This is a genomic window from Lactobacillus sp. C449L (assembly GCF_059900815.1).
Map to the genome: position 1 here is coordinate 37,878 of NZ_JBWXGA010000004.1, position 23,329 is coordinate 61,206.

The window sequence follows — 23,329 nt, forward strand, 5'->3', positions numbered from 1 at the left end:
TAGATGAGGTTACGTAATAAACCCTGGGCGGTGAAGTTGGTTGGAGAACATCCAGAAGGCGTTTTAGATAGACCAGATACTGCCAAAAAAATTGACTGGGAAAAACGCTTTACTGATATTTCTAAACCGCTTGAAATTGAAATTGGTTCAGGCAAAGGACAGTTCATTACAACACTAGCTGAAAAACACCCTGAAAAGAACTTTGTTGCTGTTGAACTGCAAATAACTGCTGCTGGCATGATACTGCGAACGAAGTTGGAAAAGCACTTGGACAACTTGCAAATATTATGTGCTGATGCTGCGAATATTGACTGTTTTTTTGCGGCACATAGTGCTGCTACGCTTTATCTTAACTTTAGTGACCCATGGCCTAAGACGCGCCATGAGAAGCGTCGTCTAACTTATAAAACATTTTTGGCTAAGTACCAGAAAATCATTGATTCTGAAGGACATATTGAGTTTAAGACCGATAATGCTGGTCTTTATTCATACTCAGTACAAAGTATGAATAACTATGGCATGAACTTTGACTTTGTCTCAGTTGATTTGCACAATGAAAACGCAGAAATTGTTGCTAATAACATTGAAACTGAATATGAACATAAATTTGCAACTAAAGGAAATCCAATTTATGCCCTTCATGCTAGTTTTGGAGTAAAATAAATTAAATTAAACATGATAAGTGAGGTAATTAAAATGGAACAAATTAAGAAATTTGATCGAGAAAAATTAACTGAAGTTACAAAAAATGGTCGAGTAGTTTTAGAATTTTCAGCTGATTGGTGTCCAGACTGTCGCTTTTTAGATCCATTTATGCCTGAAATTGAAGCCGACTTTCCTGATAGCAAATTTTTCCAAATTGATCGTGATGGCGCAGTTGATATTGCCAAGGAATTAAACATTATGGGAATTCCATCATTTGTTGTCTACCAAGATGGTCAAGAAATTGGTAGACTAGTTAATAAGGATCGTAAAGCTAAGGATGAAGTTGAAGAATTTTTGCGATCGCTCGACTAAATGAAAGAGGATTCCTATATGATTACTAGTATTAACAAAAGAAGCTACCCAAATACCTTGATTGTGATTTTAGATCAAGGCCAAGGAGATGGCCAATATGATGAAAAGGGTGATGTGGTTCGCATTACTGATGATAATGGCAAGGTAACAGGCTATAATTTTTTTAACGTTAATCAAGTAATTGATTACGACAAGTTACCTGATGGTCAAGTTAAATTGTCGGATAGTGACTTGAGCGCATTAAACGGTAAGTTAGCTGAAGTAGGCTTTGAGGATAAGCTTGCTTATGGAGAACCAACGTTGGTTTATGGTTTTGTTAAGAGCTGCGAGAAGCACCCAGATTCTGATCATTTGCACGTAACAACAGTTGAGGTTGGCAATGGCGAAGAATACCAAATTGTTTGCGGTGCACCTAACATTGCTCAAGGCCAAAAAGTCGTAGTTGCACTTCCTGGCACACTAATGCCAAACGGGCAAATGATATGGCCGGGGCAGCTGCGTTCGATTGATTCGTTTGGTATGATATGTTCAGCACGTGAATTAGGACTTAAACATGCTCCTGAAAAACGCGGTATTATGGTTTTGCCTGCTGACTTTCCAATTGGCGAACCATTTGATGCAGCGCAGTGTGATGATTTGCTTGCTAGTGGCAAGATTAGTATATAAAAAAGACCCTAGAATGTGTGGTGAGTCCCAAAAGTTAAACAACTTGCGGGGCTTATTTTTATGTCTAAGTTATCTAAAAAAAATAAAATTCAAATCTATCATCAATGGCAACAAGGTTATTCTGCTCAATTTCTATTTCCCAAATGGCAAATTATAACTGGTAATATCAAATGCTGTTCAAACTGACTGAGTTTCATGGGATTCAGGTTTCTGACCATCCATATCATAATTATTTTGTGGAATTCATCGAAGCAGCAGTTGAACAACTAGATACGCTACCCAATTATCAGTTAACTTAGGGCTTAAAGTTCCGGCAGCTGTTTAATTGGATTTGCAAATACAAAGAAAATGGGCATAATGCCGTCATCAAGCTGAAATGCCTACTCACTCCTAGTTTTAATCCAGATTGCCAGCAGCACTTATTACTACTCGCTCAGTAAAAACAATAAAGACCATAAAAAGAAATTAGTTAAATGCAGAAAAAAGTTCTCCAGTAAACTAGTTTTTGCATATTGGCAAAACCGTTGTCTTTAAGCCATTAATTAAGTTGTTTAATTGATTAAAGCGCCAATTTTTCATTTTCCCCGTTAGTTTACTGGAATTTTTTACTTAATTGAACATTTATAGCTTTTTGGTTAGTGCTAATTACTTCTGCGTTAATTAACGGTTGAAGTGTTTTTTTGACCATTTACATTAAAAGCACAAATTAAAGAATCAGTCCCAAAATGATATTTATCATTTTTAGAAACAATATGAATTGAAGAGCCGTTTTTGACAGATTTTACTTGGTCAATCTTAAACAGCATACTTTTAGCACATTTTGAACTTTGATTTTATAGGCGCTTAATTAAAGTTATGCAAATAGAAAAATGACATTGTTGTAGTTGATCATTTACGCTTGAGAAAGTAAAAAAGGTAAATCTTTTTACGATTTACCCTTTTTTGTTGTTTTATTCGGTAGAATGGCGATCGCCTAACTGGAAGTCCTCTTCATGTATAAACATGTTTCTAACAGTGATTTGCTTCTTACCGCATAATTTAGTGAAATCACTAACTGGCACATCCAAATAACCATCTCTAACAGTGGTACCAAAAGTAACCATTCCTTCAGAAGTTGCTTGAATGGGACTCTTGGAGAAATCGCCATCGGTGTTTCTAGGAACACCGATACTGTCAAAGTAGTCATAAAGCTCTTGATCTGTCTTCTTAACGTAATTAATATTGTTGCCAGTCACTTCATTTGCTACTTTTAGGAAAGCATCGTAAGTGAATGGCTCGCAGCCATTAATGTTTAAAATAGTACGGTGGAGCAAGTCATTGTTTAACGCACAAGCGGCACTTAAAGCTGCATCCCTTCTAGAGATGAACCATACACGGCCTTCACCCATGTTTTTCTCAATGCTGTCTTCATGGCTATTAACTGCTCTGAAGTAATCAGTGACGAATGCTTCTGCAAATAATGAATTACGTAAGATAATGTAATCCAAATCAGTGTTTTGAATAATAGATTCAGTGTAACCATGATCTGCATTTTCAACGCTAGGGTTGAAAGGATTTCCTGATGATAGCACTGAAGTATAAATAATTTGACCAACATGAGCCTTAACACAAGCATTTACACAATCCTTGTGTGCTTTCCTCCTCTTAGCACCAACAAACGGCATGGAAATTAATAATACTTTATCCGCATTTTCATAAATTTTAGTTAAATTATCGGAGTTATTAAAGTCAGCAACCGCTGTTTTGATACCCATTTTCTTGTAATTTTCTAATTTATCTGCACGTGGGGCAGTGAAGAGCAATTCTTCTTTAGGAATTAATTTTAAAACGTTTTCAACTACCAATTTTCCAAAATTGCCATCAACACCATTAACTACAATCTTTTTCATTTTGTGCGTCTCTTTAGCTATCCTTGGAATGGCGATCACCAATTTGGAAGGCATTGCTATGTTCAAACATGTATTTAACAGTAATTGGATCATCACCAGTTAGCTTCTTGAAGTCATCAGTGAACATGTCCATTTTTCCTTCGTGAATTGCTTGACCAAAGGTGACCATCCCATCTGAACTGAATGGAGCAGAAGAATGCTTCTGAAATTCACCATCTGTAGTTCTAGGAACTCCCATTTTATCAAAAACTGCATAGTTTTCTTCATCAGAAATTTCTTCATAACTTACGTGATTACCAGTTGCCTCGTTGCCAATTTCGATAAATTTAGTAATATTCATGAGTTCAGCGCCATTAATGTTAAGAATACGGTAATGTAAATTATCAGCGAGCAGGGCATAGGCAACAGCTTTGGCACAGTCTTTTCTTGAAATATAGGCCATCTTACCGTCACCTTGATTATTTCTAACTATCCCACCGTTATTTACAAAAGTGAAGTAGTTAGTAATCATGGCTTCTGCGTATTGTGAATTCCTTAAAAGAATATAATCCAAACCAGTATTTTCAATATAATTTTCAGTATAAGCGTGATCGATCTTTTCCTTACTTGGATTCATCGGATCACCAGCATTTACTAGTGAGGTATAAATGATCTTATTTACACCGGCTTTTTTCGCTGCATCAATCACGTTCTTTTGTGCTTGACGTCTCTTTTCACCAACAAATGGCATGGAAATTAAAGCAAGAACATCGCCGCCTTTAAAACTATCAACTAATCCATCTGTATGATTAAAGTCGGTTTGTTTGGTATCAATACCCATGTCTTGATATTTCTTTAAGTTGTCTTCAGAATAGCCACAAAAAACCAAATTGCTCTTATCGGTTAATTTCATTAAGTATTTAGCTGCTTGACCACCTAAGTTGCCGTCAACGCCTGTCAAAATATATTTAGTCATAAAATAATCTCCTTCATATAGTTTATCTATAATTAAACTATAAATGAAAGCGGCTACTTTGACCAATATATAAAAACACTATAGTTATAGGTAAAACTTATAAGTGGCTATATTTTTGATTTCATTTGTTAAAGATGTAATTTTAGGGGATGTGTTCTTCTTGTAGGCTATGACACGTTGATATGAATGAGGAGAGTTTTTGATTTTTATTAGCTTTAAATTTGGATTTTCAAGTTTCATTGGGAAATCTTCAGGGAAAAAACCAATCAAATTCTTTTGTTGAATCATAAATAGTTCACTTTCAACATTATCTACAATTTCATCAATATTTGGTTTTTCGCCTGCTTTTTGTGATCTTTTGATCATTAAATTATAAGATTTTCCAATACTTGTAGGCGTGATCATAACAGAAGGATATTGATAAATTTCATCCATTGTCACTTCTTCTTTTTTAGCTAGTGGATGGTCTTCTCTTAATCCTATCTTGTAATGACCACTGGAAAGCGGAATGGTTTCAATATCTGGCTCATCGACAAATTCAGAGTCAAAGGTAATTGCAAAATCAATCTTTTCGTCACGAAGATAGGGCGTAAGATTAATCATTAACTCTTTAGTTACTGAAACTTTCTTTTGATATAGCGGCATATAGCTGAACAACTTATTTAAATATGTCAAATCTTCCATGGATGTATAAGCGACTTTAAGCCTTTGAGCTTTTTGCTGTTCCATTTCTTTGTTCAGTCGATCAATATCTTTGAGAATAATCTCAGACCATTGATATAGCAGTTGTCCTGATTCAGTAACAGAAATTGGAATTGTACTGCGATCGATTAATTTAACGTCATATGTTGTTTCTAATTCTTTAATTTGCTGACTGATTGAAGTTTGAGCTACATGATTTTTACTTGCAGCTATAGTGAAGCTTCGCAAATCAACTACATCTTTAAAGTACTTTAGTTTGATAATTGATAGCATTTTTACCTCATTGACTCATCTTTTTTCTACATGCATCTAACATTATAAAACAGAGGTAAGTAAAAGGGGACATTAAGAGCTATAAGTCATAAAGAATGAATCATTATTATGCACTAATTATTGTAGCCATTGCTCTAGGCATAGTTTTTCAAAGGTTTGGGAATGCAATTTAATTTCGATAATGTAGAAATTATATTAGAAAAACGCCAAGCGGACACCAACGCCAGCTTAATTACAATTCCACGTGGCAGTGTTTCAAAACAAAACTGGCAAACAATCTACAGTCAGCGCCAGACTGATGTGGGACTATTTTTGGCCATTTGAAGAACGTATTTGGCATGTGACTAGCATACCTAAGAGGGCAAGTAATAGTTTAAAAATCTAAGTTATGACGATGAACCTAAGCAAATATGGGCAAAGGATGTCTAATAGTCAACTTTGCCTGCTTCTTTTTCGTTTAAAGCGAGGCACAATTTTTCTAGATTTTTTTAAAAAATAGAGTTTATGCCTATATGCGAAAATCTCATAAGATGGCATAAATTATTTTGAAATGTTCTAGTTAAAAATTATCCATTATCTCAAGAAATCGCTTACTAGTAAAGTACAATATAATATATCTGGAAATTTCAAAAAAAGGTAGTTACATATTTTTAGATGGTAAAAATAAATATCTCTGTTTAACAAAAAAAACAAATTTTAAGTATGGAGTAATATCCCTTTAACAATACGAGACATAAAAAAGTAATTAATATCTAACCCAATTTCACAATATAATAAGTTTTGTCCAACCTTTTTGTCCAAATTCAAAATATTCATTCTTTCCTACTTTCATAAGATATTTCTATGTTAGGTAATTAGCAATTTGATAGAAAAGCACTTTGTTTCTTCTAATGGAGTATGCTTGTTTAATCATGATGAGGTCACAATAACGAGAACAAAAAATTATTCAATGTGCGAAACAAAACCATTAAGTTAAAACATTGATTACCTGAAAGCATAACTTTTTTACTTTAGATATTTATCAAACCATTTCAATGCTTCTTCTAGTCTCTTAATACGCCTGTTAGGGGCACCATTCCTTGATAAATCATGATTAGAATCTTGAAAGACTACCAATTTGGTTGGTACATTACGTAATTTCAAAGCTTGGAACATTTGATAAGCATCAGGAATCGGACAACGATAATCATGATCTGAATGTAAAAATAACGTTGGAGTGGTTACATTATTTACGTAGCGAAGAGGTGAGTGGAACCAAAGTTTATCGATATCGTCAGAATGTAAATCATCTGTGGCCATTTGATCATTTACAAATTCAGGACCAATATCTGAGATATACATAGCTGTCCAAGAAGCGATGCTGCGCATGCTTATAGCAGCACTAAAGCGATCAGTATGACCAATGACCCAATTAGTCATAAAGCCACCATAACTTCCTCCAGCTATACCAAGCTTTTCTTCGTCCACATCTGGAACTTGTTTTAAGACTTCATCGGTAAATAACATTAAATCATCATAGTCCACAGTTCCATATTTGCCGCGCAAGTCACCATATTCATCTCCCCAACCTTCAGAGCCAATAATATTAGTAAAGAAGACAAAATATCCAGCACTAGCAAGCATTTGCATTTCATGGAAAAAACCATCTCCATAAGTAGCACGTGGACCACCGTGAATTTCTAAAACAGCTGGATATTTGTTACCTTCTTGATAATTAAGCGGATAAAGTACCCAACCATAACGTTTATCACCATTATGATCCTGATAATCAACTTGTTTTGGTTCGGCAACATATCGATCATTCAAAAATTCATTAAAATGACTAAGTTGTTTAACTTGTCCATCCTTTTCAAATTGGTAGAGCTGCTGCGGACTTTGTGGACTATTAGCGATAAATTGTAAACGATCGCCTTGAAATGCTAAAGAAACAATCGAACCATCCCACTTGCCAACTAGTTCTGTTTTCTCACCGTCAAATGTATAAATTTCATTATGTGTAGCAATTGTAGAAACAAAATAAAGTTTATTGTTGTGGACAAAGGTGGTTTTACCTGGAACTACTTCCATATCATGTATGACAATATTGGATAAATTATGATCCCATTCTTGCACTAGCCGCATTTCATGAGTATCTTTAGTCAAATGATAAAAATCGGGATTCTCTTCGATTCCATATTTTTTATTATCAGTTGCTGCTAGATATAATTCATCATTCAATAATGCAACCGCACCTATAGACCAAGTTTCAGGCTTAAGCAACTCATGAAGTTTTTTTTCAGAAAGGTCATATTCATAGAGACCGTCTTGAAATGGTCGGTGATTTTTATATTGTGATCCAGTTAAGAACAGGCGACCGTCTTGATACCAAAAGTTGCTTACCGCAAAATCTTTTGGTACTAATGAGTGCAATTTTTTATTCTCTAAATCAAAAATGAAAAGTTGATGTCGTTTACCATTCACATTTCCCTCAGCGTTTGTCCAATAGGGTACTTCAGTTACTTCATGCCAGGGCAAATCATTACCAGTTTTGGATAAGAAAGCTGTACCTGATAAGAGCAATTGCTTGTCTTTTAATACTTCTTGAACTGCCAAACTCTGTTTTTTAAATTCATGAACTACAGTCAAATCTTGAGTATCAGTGTTTAATTTAAATAATTGAGTCTTTTGTTTATCATTTGTCGTTGTAAAATACACATTAGGCTCTTTATCAAAGACAAAAGCTGGATAAGTGTCGGTAGTTAAAACGGTACGCAAGCCTTTCTTACCATTTTGTTTAACAAGTGACCACTTATATTTATCTAAATTATCAGGATTAGGATCCGCGGTTTGGAAAATACTATTATCACCTTGTGTCTTTAATTCTCCGGCATTTGTTAAGTTTAATAAGTCTTTTGCTGTTAATCTTTGCATGTTAGACCTCCGTTTTAGTTGAAAGCAAGATTAATAATGTATTAAATTTTAATTTTGGAAGTTTGATTTGTCAATTTACTTTTCAAATTTAAGATTTAAAAAGTAAATCGTAATACTAAGTAACAGTATCGCTGTTTGGGCATAAAGAGGCTAGCATCTATCGTCGGTAAACTGCTGGAATAATAATCCGAGAAAGTAATTACTATCTTTTTTATTTATAGTTGACTCGGATTAAATATCTATTTTCCTTTATTGGTAACTTACTCAATGCGTTTAGCAATTAAAATGATTAAGATATTTTTGTTTACTCAAAATTTTGAAAGCTGACATTCATTCGCTTTATTTTGCTTGTCGATAATTTGTTGTTAGAACACTTGCTGCCTCCCAATATGGCACTGTGAAATTAAACCAGTAAGGAGATCATGCTGGTGATATTGGTTTTCCTAAAACATCAGGTAAGACCTCCTGAATTAGAGGAATAACTTAACAAAAATAAATTTTTACTACAGTTTTGGGGAGATTAAGCTCTTTTTGTCGTAGTAATGGTAAAATAATAAACGATGTTAAATTAGAATTTTGGAGCTTAAAAATGTTAGATAAAAACAAACAAATCTGGTTTATTGGAATTAAGGGTACTGGTATGGCAGCTTTAGCCTTGTTGTTAAACGACTTAGGCTATCAAGTAGCTGGAAGCGATATTGACAAATATACTTTTACGCAAGTCCCTTTAAGTAAAGCCGGAATTGAAGTAGCTCAGTTTGATAAGAATAATATCAAGAATGAGGGCCAGGTTATTATTAAGGGCAATGCTTTCAAAAATGATAATATCGAAGTTAGGACATGTGAAGATAAAAAAATAACTTGGCAGAGCTATCCCGATACGGTTGAAGAAGTTATTAAAATGCATGTCAGTATTGGAGTTTCGGGAACTCATGGTAAAACCTCAACCACTGGGATTCTTGCTCGAGTAATGAGCGAAGCTGCTCCTACTTCGTATTTAATTGGTGATGGTGAAGGTAAGGGTGTCAAAAACTCACGTTTTTTTGTGTATGAAGCAGATGAGTATCGGCGCCACTTTTTAGCCTATCACCCGGACTATCAGATTATGACTAACATTGATTTCGACCATCCAGATTATTTTAAAGATCAGGATGATTATACTTCGGCGTTTCAAACAGCGGCTGATCAAACTAAGAAGGCTTTGTTTGTTTGGGGTGGTAATGAGCGCCTTAAAACTTTACAGGCTAAAGTTCCTAAATATACCTATGGCTTTGAATCTATTGATGATTTTCAAGCGGTTAATGTTAAAAGAACAACTGAAGGATCAACTTTTAGCGTTTTAGCTCATGGTAAAAATATTGGTGAATTTACCATTCATTTATTTGGGGACCATAATATATTGAATGCAACTGCTGTCATTGCTGTTGCGTATACGGAGAAGATACCGCTCGATGACATTCAAAAGGGATTACTGACCTATCAAGGCGCTAAACGTCGGTTTTCCGAGAAAGATTTTGGGGACATTAACGTTATTGATGATTACGCGCACCACCCAACTGAAATGCGAGCAACTATCCAAGCGGCTAGACAAAAATTTCCCAACAAACGATTAGTTGTTGTCTTTCAGCCACATACTTTTACTCGTACGAAAAAGTATGCTTCGGATTTTGAAAAGATTTTACGTGATGTTGATAAGGCATACATTACTCCGATTTATGCTTCTGCAAGAGAAGCGGGAGGTGATATTACGAGCAGTGACTTGACAGCCAAAATACCAGGCTCTGAAGTGCTTGACTTTGATAATATTGCCGATTTAGCTAAAAATAAAAATAGTGTTATTGTTTTTATGGGTGCTGGCGACATTCAAAAGTATGAAGACGCCTTGGAAAAGCTAATTTAAAAATAAATAGTAAAGCAAAACCTGTTATAGATTTATTTCATAACAGGTTTTTTGCTTGCCAAGAGATTGCGAATAACTATTAGCACAGTATATCCTTAGTTAATATGGAGTACTTTTACTAAAAAAGTTCATATAATGTAGAACAGTAAAACTAAACTCAACGCAAAAAACCGTTTGTTCTTAAGCATAATTTACTAGGTGATACCTTATAAATGTTAACATATGGTTAGAAAGATCTATAAAGGAAGGATAAAACAATGGGTATACATAGGCAGAAAGAAAAGCTTGTAATTAGCAGTTTAGCTGGAATGGCATTGAGCTTGTTGAGCTATAACGTAAAGAGTGTTGAAGCTGCTAAAATTCCACTTAGTGAGCAAGGTAAAGCTGAAAATGTAGAGTCTCAAAAATCCCAAAACTCCTTTAAGCTTAAAACTGACAATGCAGAGTGGATGACTAAAAAGCAGGAAGAAGTGGGTAAGACTAATCTTGTAGAAAGTGATTCTCAAGAAGAAAGTTCTTCAAATCACATAGTCAATAATTCCCCAGACTCAGGTTCAGTTATTCAAGACAAAGAGCAATCCTCTAATGAAAAAACTGAGAGTCTAAAAAGATCAAATACAACAGATATTATGTGGAACGGTTTGACACTATCATATGACAACAACTCTCAAACATTAATGATACCGGGCAGCAGCACCCCAATTAATGATCCTGAGACACTCGTTGATGTTTTAAACGATCGCACCGTCACAAAAATAATTATTGAAAATCCCTTAAAAATTACGGGTAGTGCTGAGCGGCTTTTTGGCAACCTTGGGGATCTGAAGAGCATTGAAGGGCTAGAAAAACTAGATACCAGTGAAGTTACTAGTATGGCAACTATGTTTGTATCCTGCTCAAGTTTAGAAGCATTAAACCTCAGTAACTTTAAGACGACAAACGTTGAAGATATGTTTGCGATGTTTTCAGATTGCTATAGATTGAAAAAAATCAATTTAAGCAGTTTTAATACGGCAAATGTTGAAAACATGGAACAGATGTTTAACGAATGTAGAGATCTTGAGGAGTTAGATCTTAGCAGTTTTAATACGGCTAAGGTAACTGACATGGGTGAAATGTTTCATTTCTGTACTAGTCTTAAAAAATTAAATGTGAGCAGTTTTAATACGGCTAAGGTGGAAAGCATGTTTAGCATGTTTACGGAATGTAACAACCTAAAAGAGCTGGATTTAAAAAACTTTGAAACAACTAGTGACCCAGATATGGATGAAATGTTTAAAAGATGTTACAGATTGGAAAAAGTAGACATTAGCGGATTCAATTTTGAAAATCCAGATAATAATAGGTTGGGTGATTCTTTTTTCCAACTTTGCATATCTCTAAATACATTAGTCCTTGGACCGGGAATGCCTAACCTTGAAAATGGACATATTCATGATGATCCTGCAGATCCTTTGTATAACGCGAAATGGATCAATACCGGTACTAATCCCAGTTTGCCTAGAGGCACCCATATATGGACCTCAGAAGAATTTGTTGAAAACTATCAGGGCAGCCAGGACTACGATACGTATATTATTCTGGCTCAGCCGGTTACGGTTCATTACCAAGACACAGCGGGTAAAAAATTAGCCCCTGATAAAATAATTGACAATTATGGCATCAATGAGGAATTAACGATTCAGCCAATCAACCTGAGCAATTATTTAATTAACTCGATTAAGGTAAACGGCGGACAAATCAGCAGCATCAGTGAGGCGAAAATAAAGTTTGGCAAAACTGCGCAGGAAGTAACTTTTATTTATCAGGAAAATCAGCCAGAAAAGCCCCAACCGGCGAAAACAGCGACAGTTATTGTTCATTATCAAGATGAGGCTGGTAATGCGCTAGCATCAGACACAATTTTAACGGGCAGAGTTGGAGACGGTTATATAACTGATGCATTAGCAATAACCGGATATACATTAAAAGAACGTCCCGTAAATGCCACTGGTGTATTTAGTACGCAGACGCAAATTGTAACTTATGTATATACTAAGATTATTAATACTAGCCAAGCAAGTAATCATGTACAATCCGAAGAACATAATTTAAAAACAGTTAAAAAACCCAAATTAAATTCAGAACATGAAGTCAAAAAACAAGGTCACTTGCCTGTAGCTGAAAGAAAAAGTAGTACGTTACCGCATACTGGAACAGATTATCTATCTAATGTTGCAATACTCATTTTAGGAGCCTCGCTACTATTAACGAGTTTAATAGCAATTAAACGTAAGCAAAAGAATAATTAAATTATTACGAATTCTCTTTTAATAACGTGAATTTTTCTATACAATAAAAATAAAATCTATACTGTTATTTATGAGGTATTTTATGAAAAAAAGGCAAAAAATTTTCACGTTAATAGGAGTTAACTTTCTTTTGTTAGGTTCTTTTGCATCATTTGTAAAGGACCCTGATACAAGCGTGATTGCAGCTTCGTCAACTTCTAAACTAAGTTTGTCACATAATTCTTATGTTTATAACAAAAACGGCAAGCGTCTAAAGAAAAGCAAAGCGTCAAAAACATACTTTAAGCAAGGCGAAGAGGTCAAAGTTGCTGAAGCTGTTCAACCAATTGAACCTAATACTAAACAGTTCTATCTTCTAGAGGATGATAACTATAATCAGTCTTGGTTACCATATACGAAAATTCATGGACAGTATTACTACAAAATCAGTTCGGGTAGCTATATTAAAGCTACCAATGTAGGACTAATTAACAGCAAACTTCTTTATACTGCTAAAGCAACAGTTAAGGTTCGGAATTCTAAAAAGAATAAATCTTTTACAATTGGCACTGGTAAAGATAAAACCAAAATAGTAAGAGGTAGAAAATACCAAGTTGATGCTATAACAGCAATATTTGATAAACCAAACAGCTCAACCAAGTATCGAATAAGTGGAACGACTGATGCTTTTTTGCCTGCAGAAGAGGTGAAGGTAAGGCCACAACATAATTTGAAAATCTATACAAAGTATACCTATATAAGTTTTAATCAAAAGACTGGAACTTATGATGCGCGTGGTGCAGCTAAACCAACCAATGATCTTCGCTCAACTTTTGCTGGCAATGATCTTTATCCGGTCGAGGAACTCACATATATCTGGATTCCTAGCGAAAATAAAGCCGAATTATTCTATTTGCTGAGAGATTCCTGGAACAAACCTGACTTTTTCACTTTTTCGAACTATCTTAATACTGCTTCTGCTGGTTTAATTTATGTCAAAGCGGCTAATGCAGATTATTTATCTGGACCTTATTTAAAACCTGATAACACGCCAGAGCAGGCGCAGGCTGATGCAAAAACAGCCACATCATCAGATAAACAGAGTTTACAGAACTTAATTGACCAAGAAAATATTAGTTCTTACCAAAATCCTAGTTCAGGAAGAATCTGTGACCGTAGATTTAATTATGCTCTAGAATTTGCCAAAGCAGTTAACAGTTCAGACAATGCAACTATTGCTGAAGTTAAAAAAGCAACGGCCATATTGACGAAAACTCAAGCTGATGTGCTTAATTGTAGTGAGAGCCAAGAAGCTGCTGATAAAATTTTAAATCAGACAACACCATATGTGTATGAGCGTCAGTACTAAACAAAATGAAACTAGATATTAAGAAAAAAGACTGGTTTTCAGTCTTTTTTTGTATATAAAAATTTTAAAAAAGCCATAATTAACGAAAAAAACAGGATTGTGCAAGATTGATATAAAAACTGGTAAAATGGAAGATGAATTAAAGACCAATTTTAATTATGAGGAGATCAAATGGCTAAACAAAAACTACTTTTAATTGACGGTAACTCAGTTGCTTTTCGGGCTTTTTATGCGCTTTACCGTCAACTTGAAAATTTTAGAAATCCTGAGGGCTTGCATACGAACGCCATTTATACTTTTAAAAACATGCTGGATGTCGTATTAAATAATGTTCAGCCCGATTATGTTTTGGTTGCTTTTGATGCAGGTAAAACAACGTTTAGAAATGAAATGTATGCTGACTACAAAGGTGGCCGTCAAAAAACTCCTGGTGAACTATCGGAACAATTACCTTACGTACAAGAGCTTCTACATGATTTGGGAATTTCAACATACGAGCTGGAAAACTACGAAGCTGATGATATCATTGGTACTTTTGCTCGCCTAGGTGAAAAAGCGGGTTTTGAAGTGACCATTGTAACCGGTGATAAGGATTTAACACAGCTTGCTACCGATAAAACGACTGTCATGGTAACTAAATCCGGAGTAATGAATCTTGAAGCTTTTACGCCAGAGCATATGAAAGAAGTTAATGGTGTAAGTCCAACTGAATTCATTGACATGAAAGCACTGATGGGTGACAACTCTGATAATTACCCCGGAGTAACTAAAGTGGGTCCTAAAAAGGCTTCGCAACTGATTCAAGAATATGGCTCAGTGGAAAATCTCTATGATCATGTTGACGATATGAAACAATCAAAGCTCAAAGAAAACTTAATTAATGATAAAGATAAAGCTTTGTTAGGAAAAAAGCTGGCAACGATCAATTGCGAGACTCCCGTAGCTATCGGTATTAACGATATTAAAAGACGTGACATTGACTACCAAAAGTTACGCCGTTTTTATGAAAAAATGAACTTTCGTAAGTTTTTAAGCCAGCTTGATCCTGCTAGTGAAAAGTCTAATGATCAAAGCAGTCAAGAAAATGATGTCAAAATAGCCTATACTGAGTTAACCAAAGAAAATATAGTGGATGTAAAAGCTAAAGCCGGTGATGATATTGTCTTTTATTTAGGGATGTTAGGCTCAAATTATCATTTGGCGGATTTCGTTGGTTTTTCTTTTAAGATTGGTAAGCAAATTTTTGTTAGTCGTGAAGTTGATTTGCTCAAAAATGAAAATCTAAAGCACATTATTGAAGATGAAAAAATTCAAAAAGATGTTTTTGATCTTAAACGGACTACTGTTGGTCTTAATCGTTTAGGGATAGATGCTCAAGGTATTGATTATGACATGCTTTTAGCTTCTTATTTAATTAACAATGAAAATAATTCAGATGATATGGCTGAAGTTTGTCGTATGTATGGTAACAGTTCTGTCAGAAATGACGCTGATATATACGGTAAAGGTAAGAGTGAACAAATTCCCGATGATGACCAAGTTTTATTTAATCATTTAGCAACCAAGGTACAAGCAATTGAAAAGTTGAAAAATACCTTGCTTGATAAGCTGAAAGAACACGAACAGGATGATCTTTTTGCTAGCATCGAAATTCCCGTTGCTCGCGTTTTGGCCATTATGGAAATTAATGGAATAAAAGTCCAGGCTAGTACGTTAACCCAGTTGCAAGATGAATTTGCAATTGAGCTGAAGAAAATGGAACAGCAAATTTATGATGAAGCTGGCGAAACATTTAATATTAATTCGCCCAAACAGTTAGGTCATATTTTGTTTGAAAAAATGGGTTTGAAGCCGGTTAAGAAGACTAAAACAGGCTATTCGACTTCAGTTGATGTTCTAAATCAGCTAAAAGACGAAAACCCGATTATCGAGCAGATACTATCTTACCGACAGATAGCTAAGATTCAGTCAACATATGTTAATGGTCTACTTGACGTTATTCAAAAAGATGGTCGTGTTCATACCAGATATTTGCAGACTTTGACTGCGACTGGCCGACTATCCTCGGTTGACCCGAACTTGCAAAATATTCCTACTAGAACAGAAGAAGGTAAGCAAATTAGAAAGGCCTTTGTTCCTAGTGAACCAGATGGTTACATCTTTTCCTGTGACTATTCGCAAATTGAATTGCGTGTTTTGGCTCAAGTGTCAGGAGACGAACAGATGCAAGAAGCCTTTAAGACGGGGTATGATATTCACGCGCATACGGCCATGAAAATTTTTCATTTAAAGTCGACTGATGAAGTAACGCCTTTAATGAGAAGACGTGCTAAGGCTGTTAATTTTGGAATAGTTTACGGTATTTCCGATTATGGTTTATCTAAAAACTTGAACATCAGTCGAAAGCAGGCTAAAGAATTTATAGATAATTACTTTGAACAATATCCGCAAATAAGAGATTACATGGATAAGGCGGTTAAGTTTGCCCGTGAAAAAGGCTACGCTGAAACAATTATGCATAGAAGACGATACTTACCGGATATTCATGCCAAAAACTTCAATATTCGTTCATTTGCGGAGCGGACGGCAATTAACTCACCAATTCAAGGATCAGCTGCTGATATAATAAAAATTGCTATGATTAATATGCAAAAGAAACTAGATGAACTCAACTTAAAGACCAAGATGGTTGTACAGGTTCATGACGAATTGATTTTTGACGTGCCAAAAGATGAGCTAGAAACTATTAAAAAGATTGTTCCCGAAGTAATGCAATCTGCAGTACGGCTTGATATTCCGTTAGTTGCCGATTCTGGGTACGGTCATAATTGGTTTGATGCAAAGTAAGGAGTGAAATTTTATGCCAGAAATGCCGGAAGTTGAAACGGTGCGTCGAACTTTGCTCCCACTGATTAAAGGGAAAAAAATCAAAAAAGTCACTTTGTGGTACCCAAAGATTATTGCCAGTGATCCAACTGAATTTGTTCAAAAGCTAGCAGGTAAGAGAGTAGTATCAATTGATCGCTATGCTAAATATCTTTTAATCCGTTTATCAGATGATTTAACTGTAGTTTCCCATTTGCGAATGGAAGGCAAATATCGATTAGTAAAAGAAAATACCCCAAAAGATAAGCATGATCATGTTCAATTTATTTTTACTGATGGCTCGGCGCTTCGCTATAATGATGTGCGTAAGTTTGGGCGAATGCAGTTAGTTGCGACGGGAACTGAAAAACAGACAACTGGAATCAAAAAACTGGGACCTGAACCAAATTCTCCTGAGTTTACCGTGGCGAATTTGACGGCAGGATTAAGTAAGAAAAAAAAGAGCATTAAAAGTACACTCCTTGATCAATCGGTTGTTGCTGGGCTAGGGAATATTTATGTCGACGAAGTTTTGTGGCAAACCAAAATTCACCCGTTGAGCATGGCGAATAAAATCCCGAAAACGAAAATTAAAAAGTTGCACGATAATATAAATTCATTGATTAATCTAGCAATTGAAAAACATGGTACGACCGTACACACTTATTTAGATGCTAATGGTAAAAATGGTGACTTTCAAAAAATGTTACAAGTATATGGTCATAAAAGTGAGCCTTGCTTGCGCTGTGGTCATTTACTAGAAAAAATAAAAGTGACCGGACGAGGCACTACTTACTGTCCGCACTGTCAGGTAATATACAAATGACAGTTGTTTTAGGAGTAACTGGCGGAATAGCTAGCGGTAAAAGTACTGTCGATAATTTTTTTCATCAAAAGGATATCCCAGTTATTGACAGTGATGTAATTAGTCATGAAATTTTAACTCCTGGTAACGTGGGCTATGCTGCTGTAGTTAGCCAATTTGGTCCCAGTTATTTAAATCCAGACAAAACGATTAATCGACGTAAACTAGGAGAGTTGGTTTTTAACGAGCCAAGACAATTACAGATTTTAAATAAAATAACTCACCCGTTGATTTTTCAAGAAATTGAGAATAGAATTACGCAAAACAAACAAGCTGGTAAACAACTTGTGGTTGTCGATGTACCTTTGTTATTTGAGTCAGGTGATCAAAGCTATTACGATTCTACTTTACTGATTGCTGTTCCTGAAGATTTGCAGATTAAAAGGCTGCAACAACGTGACCATCTGACCCGAGCTGAATCGCTAAGACGCATACATAGTCAAATGCCACTTGTTGAAAAAGAAAAATTAGCTGATTATGTGATTACAAATACTGGTACAATAAAAGAATTAGAAAGTAAGTTAAATCGACTATTACTAAAAATAAAAGAGGAGAACCAGCATGGAATGTCCTAATTGTCGACAAAATGCCTCGCGCGTAATTGATTCTCGTCCAAGCGACGAAAATCGAGCTATTAGACGCCGCAGAGAGTGTGAAAACTGTGGCTTCCGTTTTACAACTTTTGAACGGATAGAAACTACCCCATTACTAGTAATTAAAAACGACAACACCCGTGAGCCCTTTAGCCGTAAGAAGATTTTGCATGGAGTAATGGCAGCTGGGCAAAAGCGCCCAATTACCAGTGAGCAATTCGAGCAATTGGTTGATCATGTCGAAAATAAGGTAAGGCAACAAGGGGTTAGTGAAATATCGTCTAAAAAGATTGGTAAGTTAGTCATGGACGAGCTTGCTGAACTTGACGATGTTGCTTATATCCGATTTGCCTCTATTTATCGTGAGTTCCAAGACATGTCAAGTTTTATGAAAACTATGAAAGACATGATTGCTAAACGAGAGAAAGGAAATTAGCCATGTTTGAGACGCTTAATCCCAAACAACCTTTTTTCATTTCTAACCGAGTCAATCTTTTTCCTAGTGATTTGCGCATTCTGGTTAAGTTGTATCAACCCCTGATTGGCTCTTTAGCACTGTCTATGTACTTAAGCCTAAATGAGGATTACGATTCCAATGCAATTTTATCGGATGCAAAAGGAGTATATGTACTTCAAGAACAACTTGATTGTGATCTTAAAAAACTTTTTGCGGCCTTGCATAAGCTTGAAGCTGTGGGCTTAGTTCAGACCAAAATTGTTGAAAACCACATTATGGGACAAATTTTATGCTTTCATCTGTTACAAATTCCTAGTAGCAGTGAGTTTTTTTCAACTGCTCTTTTGGCTAGTTTACTCAAAGAGAAGGTTGGCATAACTAATTTTAAAAAGTTAAGCCATGATTTTGCTTGTGAAAGTAAAATAAACGAAAATCAAGTTATAGGCGTTGAAAAAGCTAAAGATATTTCAGCTTCATTTATGGATGTTTTTAGGTTGCCTGAAGAAGAAGCTATCGATCCTTCTCAAGTGGTTAAAAATGCTGCCAAGGAAAACCAAGTTAGTCAAAAAGCCAAGGCCACTATTAACGAAAATGATAATGTTGATTGGGACTTCATGAAGCAACAGTTTGAGATATATCAAATTCCCAATAACGAAATTGACAAAAACCGTGAAGGAATTCGTGGCGTGATGAGAACCTATGGTTTGTCTGAGCAAGAGTTTATTGATGAGGCACTGTCGTCTTTGCATGGCGATTACCAGCTAAATATGTCGCAAATTAAGCAAACAATTGCTAGCAACATCCATGCAGCCAGCACCCGTTCACAAATCAAGCGAGAAACGCAAAATACAAATAGTAAGACGAATATTAAATTTAGCAAACAAGACCAGAAAATTTTACAACTTGCGCAAACTAAATCGCCAGCGCAATTTATTTATAGCTTGAAAACTGAACGTAATGATTATGTTGATGCTAGTGAATATAAAGTGCTAGATAGCTTGTATAATGAGAAGGGCATTCCAACCGATTTGCTTAACATTCTTACCTATGCTTGTTTAAAAAGCGCCCCTAATGTATCTTACCGTTTAGCCAATCGGATACTCCATGATTGGTTACAGCATGACGTTAAGAATGGTGCTCAAGCGATTGAATATATGACGAAAAGGGAGCAAAATAAGAGTAAGTACCCGCATTATTCGCAAAATAAACGTATTGAAAAAGGTACCGACTGGAGTAAACAACAAACTACGGTTAAATCAGATGTTTCGCCAACTGATTTAAAGAACTTTTTCAAGAATTTTGACGATCGTAACGGCTTGAAGTAGGTGAAATTATGCGTCCCATTAATAAAATTTTAGACCAAGGAAAATCTGGTATGGCGGAAAAGCTAAACACTGACCAAATTCGTGAACAAGTTTTAGCTGAACCTAAAATTCAACAGTTTATTAATCAAAATCAAGATGCGATTACTGATGAAATGATTAATAAAAGCATGTCTGCTTTATATGAGTTTTATTTAGAACAGCACAAAGCGAATCCAGTAACTGCTGGATATCGTCCTGAACTAATCTTAAATACTAATGCAATTGACATTAAATTTGTTCCGGAAGAAAGTAAATTGGAGCATGAACGCGAAATTAATGTTCGAAAGCATTTGCAGTTGATTAATTTACCCAGTACACTGCATAGCGTTCGGCTGAGTCAAGTTGAAGTTACTCCTGAGCGTTCCCAAGCAATGGCAGAAATCGGCAGTTTTTTGGACAAATATTCTAAAGATGTTCATCAAAAGGGGCTTTATTTATCAGGCAGTTTTGGCGTCGGTAAAACTTATATTTTAGCTGGCCTAGCCAATTCAGTTGCGGCAATGAACAAAAATGTTGTGTTCCTACATGTGCCTAATTTCATTGCTGGCTTATCTAGCCATTTTAATGACAATAGCTTAATGGATGAAGTTCAGCGCATCTCAAACAGTGATTTGCTTATTTTGGATGATATTGGGGCTGAAAATCTGAGCCAATGGTCACGAGACGAAGTACTAGCTGTAATTTTACAATCCCGAATGGATAACCAATTACCAACTTTCTTTTCGTCAAATTTTGCTATGGCTGATTTAGAAGAGCATTTTAAAGAAACCAAAAATGCGATTGATCCGGTTAAAGCTGCAAGACTAATGGAGCGAGTGCGCACTTTGGCTAAAGAAGTCACTATTTCTGGGCCGAATAGGCGTCGCGACGTATAATGAATACAAAACAGTAATTTACATAATCTGAGTCGTGCCTGCAATTTAAATAAGATAGATTAAGTTAAAAGACAGTTATTCATTAATTTTTAAAAAAGTCTTGCAATCATCTTTTAGATATGTATAATTGTATTCAATGAATGAACATGATAAAGCTTGATTAAGAGAGGGATACAGTATTCTGAGAGTATCTCATTGGAGCGTTACCCCACTCATTCAATATTAAAAAGCGATTAAAATGGGTGAATTCCACTATCAATTCATAAGAGATAGTTAGACATGTCTAACTAAATTTTGGGTGGAACCGCGCCTTTAGACGTCCCAGTGCAGTAGCTGCACTGGGACTTTTTTTGTTTAATAAATTTTGGAGGTTTACATGAGTTTTTCAATTATTTTGCCAGATGGATCAAAGCGTGACTTTGACAAAGCAGTCACTATTGGTGATTTTGCATATAGTATTGCTACTTCACTTGGTAAGTCAGCAATTGCTGGCAAAGTGGATGGACAATTACAACCACTTGATTTTGAAATTAATCAGGATGCGAGTGTTTCAATAATTACCGACAAGGATGAAGAGAGCTTGGATGTATTACGAGCAACTGTTGCTTTTGTTTTTGAGGCAGTTGCAAAGAAGGCATATCCTGAGCTTCACTTTGGCGAACATGCTGCTGATAAAGATGGTTTTTTCGTTGATACTGACAAAGAAAATCAAATTAAAGTTAGTGAGTTACCGCAACTTGAAAATGCAGTAAAAAAAGCGATTAAAGCCGGCGAAAAAATCGAATCTGTCCTTATTTCTAAATCAGAACTTGAAGATATATTTAAAGATGATCCTTTTAAACTTGAATTATTAAAAGAAGAAAAAGGAGATCAAGTTCAAGCTTACAAGATGGGCGATTTTGTTGATTTTGGCTTTGCAGCTCTCTTACCAAATAGTGGCAAAATTAAACAATTTAAATTGTTATCAGTTGCCGGAGCATACTGGCAGGGACAGTCCTCTAATCCAATGTTGCAGAGGATTTCAGGTACTGCTTTCTTCAAGAAAGCTGACCTTGATGAAGATCTCAAGCGTCGTGAAGAGATTAAAGAACGCGATCACCGGACAATCGGCCGCGATTTAGATTTATTCTTTGTAGATCCAAAGGTTGGTGCTGGTCTTCCTTACTGGATGCCAAAAGGTGCAACTATTCGTCGGGTAGTAGAACGCTACATTACCGACAAAGAAGAAGCTGCTGGCTACCAACATGTATACACTCCTGTTTTAATGAACGTTGATGCCTATAAGACTTCGGGACACTGGGCTCATTATCGTGATGACATGTTTCCACCAATGGACATGGGTGATGGCGAAATGCTGGAACTTCGCCCAATGAACTGTCCATCACACATCCAAATTTATAAGCATCATATTCGTTCATATCGCGAATTACCAATTCGGATTGCCGAACTCGGAATGATGCACAGATATGAAAAGTCTGGTGCTTTATCAGGTCTGCAACGGGTACGTGAAATGACCCTAAATGACGGACACACTTTTGTATCACTTGATCAAGTTCAAGCAGAATTTACGAAGACTTTAAAGCTAATTATGGATGTTTACGAAGACTTCGATATTACTGACTACTACTTCAGACTTTCGTACCGTGATCCCAAGAATACTGAAAAGTATTTTGCAAACGATGAAATGTGGGAAGAAAGTCAAGCAATGCTAAAAAAGGCCATGGATGACATGGGTCTGGATTACGTTGAAGCAGAAGGTGAGGCAGCATTCTACGGTCCTAAGCTTGATATTCAAACTAAGACTGCACTTGGATCAGATGAGACAATGTCAACTATTCAGTTGGACTTCATGCTTCCGGAGCGCTTTGATTTAACTTATGTTGGTCAAGACGGTGAAGAGCATCGCCCAGTGATGATCCACCGCGGAATTGTTGGAACAATGGAAAGGTTTATTGCTTACCTAATCGAAATTTACAAGGGCGCTTTCCCAACTTGGCTTGCACCAGTTCAAGTTGAAGTTATTCCAGTTAATCTCGATGCTCACTCTGAATATGCTAAAAAGGTGCGCGATGAGCTTAACCAGCATGGATTCAGAGCAGAAGCTGACCTACGCAATGAAAAGTTAGGCTATAAGATTCGCGAATCACAAACGCAAAAAGTTCCTTACACTTTAGTACTAGGTGATAAGGAAATGGCAGCAAACGCAGTTAACGTTCGTCGCTATGGAACGGAAGAAGAAGTAGCAAAGAGCTTTGATGAGTTTGTTAATGAAATTGACAAGGACGTTAAATCATATTCTAGAGATGAATAGTCGAATTAAAAATGAACAACAATTTATTAAAAGACCAAAAATCATAAC

General features: G+C 35.8%; 19 protein-coding genes. 15 read left to right on the forward strand and 4 right to left on the reverse strand.

The window, feature by feature from the left end:
* Positions 1-3 precede the first annotated feature (3 nt).
* The 4 genes from trmB (at position 4) to AC2JF9_RS06785 (ending at position 1,982) form a co-directional block, all read left to right on the forward strand.
* Positions 4-663 (forward strand): tRNA (guanosine(46)-N7)-methyltransferase TrmB, encoded by a 660-nt coding sequence (gene trmB / locus AC2JF9_RS06770; RefSeq protein ID WP_500726281.1) that lies wholly within the window; start codon positions 4-6, stop codon positions 661-663.
* Between the two features lie 33 nt (positions 664-696).
* Entirely contained in the window at positions 697-1,017 is a 321-nt protein-coding gene (locus AC2JF9_RS06775) for a thioredoxin family protein (RefSeq protein ID WP_500726284.1), read from the forward strand.
* Positions 1,018-1,035: 18 nt separating this feature from the next.
* Entirely contained in the window at positions 1,036-1,683 is a 648-nt protein-coding gene (gene ytpR, locus AC2JF9_RS06780) for a YtpR family tRNA-binding protein (protein ID WP_500726288.1), read from the forward strand.
* 170 nt (positions 1,684-1,853) lie between these two features.
* Positions 1,854-1,982, forward strand: a complete 129-nt coding sequence (locus AC2JF9_RS06785) for a hypothetical protein (protein ID WP_500726291.1) — start codon at positions 1,854-1,856, stop codon at positions 1,980-1,982.
* A gap of 651 nt (positions 1,983-2,633) precedes the next feature.
* Here AC2JF9_RS06785 and AC2JF9_RS06790 read toward each other — a convergent pair.
* The 3 genes from AC2JF9_RS06790 to AC2JF9_RS06800 form a co-directional block, all read right to left on the reverse strand.
* Positions 2,634-3,572 (reverse strand): NAD(P)H-binding protein, encoded by a 939-nt coding sequence (locus tag AC2JF9_RS06790; RefSeq protein WP_500726293.1) that lies wholly within the window; start codon positions 3,570-3,572, stop codon positions 2,634-2,636.
* Between the two features lie 13 nt (positions 3,573-3,585).
* The gene (locus AC2JF9_RS06795) at positions 3,586-4,527 is read right to left on the reverse strand and encodes an NAD(P)H-binding protein (protein WP_500726295.1); all 942 of its coding nucleotides are present in this window, start codon (positions 4,525-4,527) and stop codon (positions 3,586-3,588) included.
* Between the two features lie 84 nt (positions 4,528-4,611).
* A complete protein-coding gene (locus AC2JF9_RS06800) occupies positions 4,612-5,502 on the reverse strand; it encodes a LysR family transcriptional regulator (protein WP_500726299.1) in 891 nt (296 codons plus the stop codon).
* Between the two features lie 162 nt (positions 5,503-5,664).
* Here AC2JF9_RS06800 and AC2JF9_RS06805 point away from each other — a divergent pair, with 162 nt between their 5' ends.
* Positions 5,665-5,826 carry a hypothetical protein gene (locus tag AC2JF9_RS06805; RefSeq protein WP_500726301.1) on the forward strand — a complete coding sequence of 54 codons (162 nt, stop codon included), beginning with the start codon at positions 5,665-5,667 and terminating at the stop codon, positions 5,824-5,826.
* Between the two features lie 681 nt (positions 5,827-6,507).
* Here the strand turns inward: AC2JF9_RS06805 and AC2JF9_RS06810 are convergent.
* Positions 6,508-8,412: an alpha/beta hydrolase family protein gene (locus tag AC2JF9_RS06810; RefSeq protein ID WP_500726303.1), complete on the reverse strand. Its 1,905-nt coding sequence runs from the start codon at positions 8,410-8,412 to the stop codon at positions 6,508-6,510.
* 589 nt (positions 8,413-9,001) lie between these two features.
* On the opposite strand from AC2JF9_RS06810, the gene murC reads away from it, so the two are divergent.
* The 10 genes from murC (at position 9,002) to thrS (ending at position 23,281) form a co-directional block, all read left to right on the forward strand.
* Positions 9,002-10,312, forward strand: coding sequence for a UDP-N-acetylmuramate--L-alanine ligase (gene murC / locus AC2JF9_RS06815; protein WP_500726305.1), 1,311 nt, complete (start codon positions 9,002-9,004; stop codon positions 10,310-10,312).
* A gap of 257 nt (positions 10,313-10,569) precedes the next feature.
* Entirely contained in the window at positions 10,570-12,603 is a 2,034-nt protein-coding gene (locus AC2JF9_RS06820) for a BspA family leucine-rich repeat surface protein (protein ID WP_500726308.1), read from the forward strand.
* A gap of 82 nt (positions 12,604-12,685) precedes the next feature.
* On the forward strand, positions 12,686-13,951 hold the full coding sequence (locus tag AC2JF9_RS06825; RefSeq protein WP_500726310.1) for an SLAP domain-containing protein: 1,266 nt from the start codon (positions 12,686-12,688) through the stop codon (positions 13,949-13,951).
* Between the two features lie 171 nt (positions 13,952-14,122).
* Entirely contained in the window at positions 14,123-16,798 is a 2,676-nt protein-coding gene (gene polA / locus AC2JF9_RS06830; RefSeq protein WP_500726312.1) for a DNA polymerase I, read from the forward strand.
* Positions 16,799-16,811: 13 nt separating this feature from the next.
* Positions 16,812-17,642: a DNA-formamidopyrimidine glycosylase gene (gene mutM / locus AC2JF9_RS06835; protein ID WP_500726315.1), complete on the forward strand. Its 831-nt coding sequence runs from the start codon at positions 16,812-16,814 to the stop codon at positions 17,640-17,642.
* Positions 17,639-18,256 carry a dephospho-CoA kinase gene (coaE, locus tag AC2JF9_RS06840; RefSeq protein ID WP_500726317.1) on the forward strand — a complete coding sequence of 206 codons (618 nt, stop codon included), beginning with the start codon at positions 17,639-17,641 and terminating at the stop codon, positions 18,254-18,256. Before mutM ends, coaE begins: the two co-directional genes overlap by 4 nt.
* The gene (gene nrdR / locus AC2JF9_RS06845; RefSeq protein ID WP_500726320.1) at positions 18,243-18,710 is read left to right on the forward strand and encodes a transcriptional regulator NrdR; all 468 of its coding nucleotides are present in this window, start codon (positions 18,243-18,245) and stop codon (positions 18,708-18,710) included. Before coaE ends, nrdR begins: the two co-directional genes overlap by 14 nt.
* Before the next feature lie 2 nt (positions 18,711-18,712).
* Positions 18,713-20,056 carry a DnaD domain protein gene (locus tag AC2JF9_RS06850; protein ID WP_500726322.1) on the forward strand — a complete coding sequence of 448 codons (1,344 nt, stop codon included), beginning with the start codon at positions 18,713-18,715 and terminating at the stop codon, positions 20,054-20,056.
* An 8-nt stretch (positions 20,057-20,064) separates the two neighbouring features.
* Positions 20,065-20,970 carry a primosomal protein DnaI gene (dnaI, locus tag AC2JF9_RS06855; RefSeq protein WP_500726324.1) on the forward strand — a complete coding sequence of 302 codons (906 nt, stop codon included), beginning with the start codon at positions 20,065-20,067 and terminating at the stop codon, positions 20,968-20,970.
* 376 nt (positions 20,971-21,346) lie between these two features.
* The gene (gene thrS / locus AC2JF9_RS06860) at positions 21,347-23,281 is read left to right on the forward strand and encodes a threonine--tRNA ligase (protein ID WP_500726327.1); all 1,935 of its coding nucleotides are present in this window, start codon (positions 21,347-21,349) and stop codon (positions 23,279-23,281) included.
* The last annotated feature ends 48 nt before the right edge of the window (positions 23,282-23,329 follow it).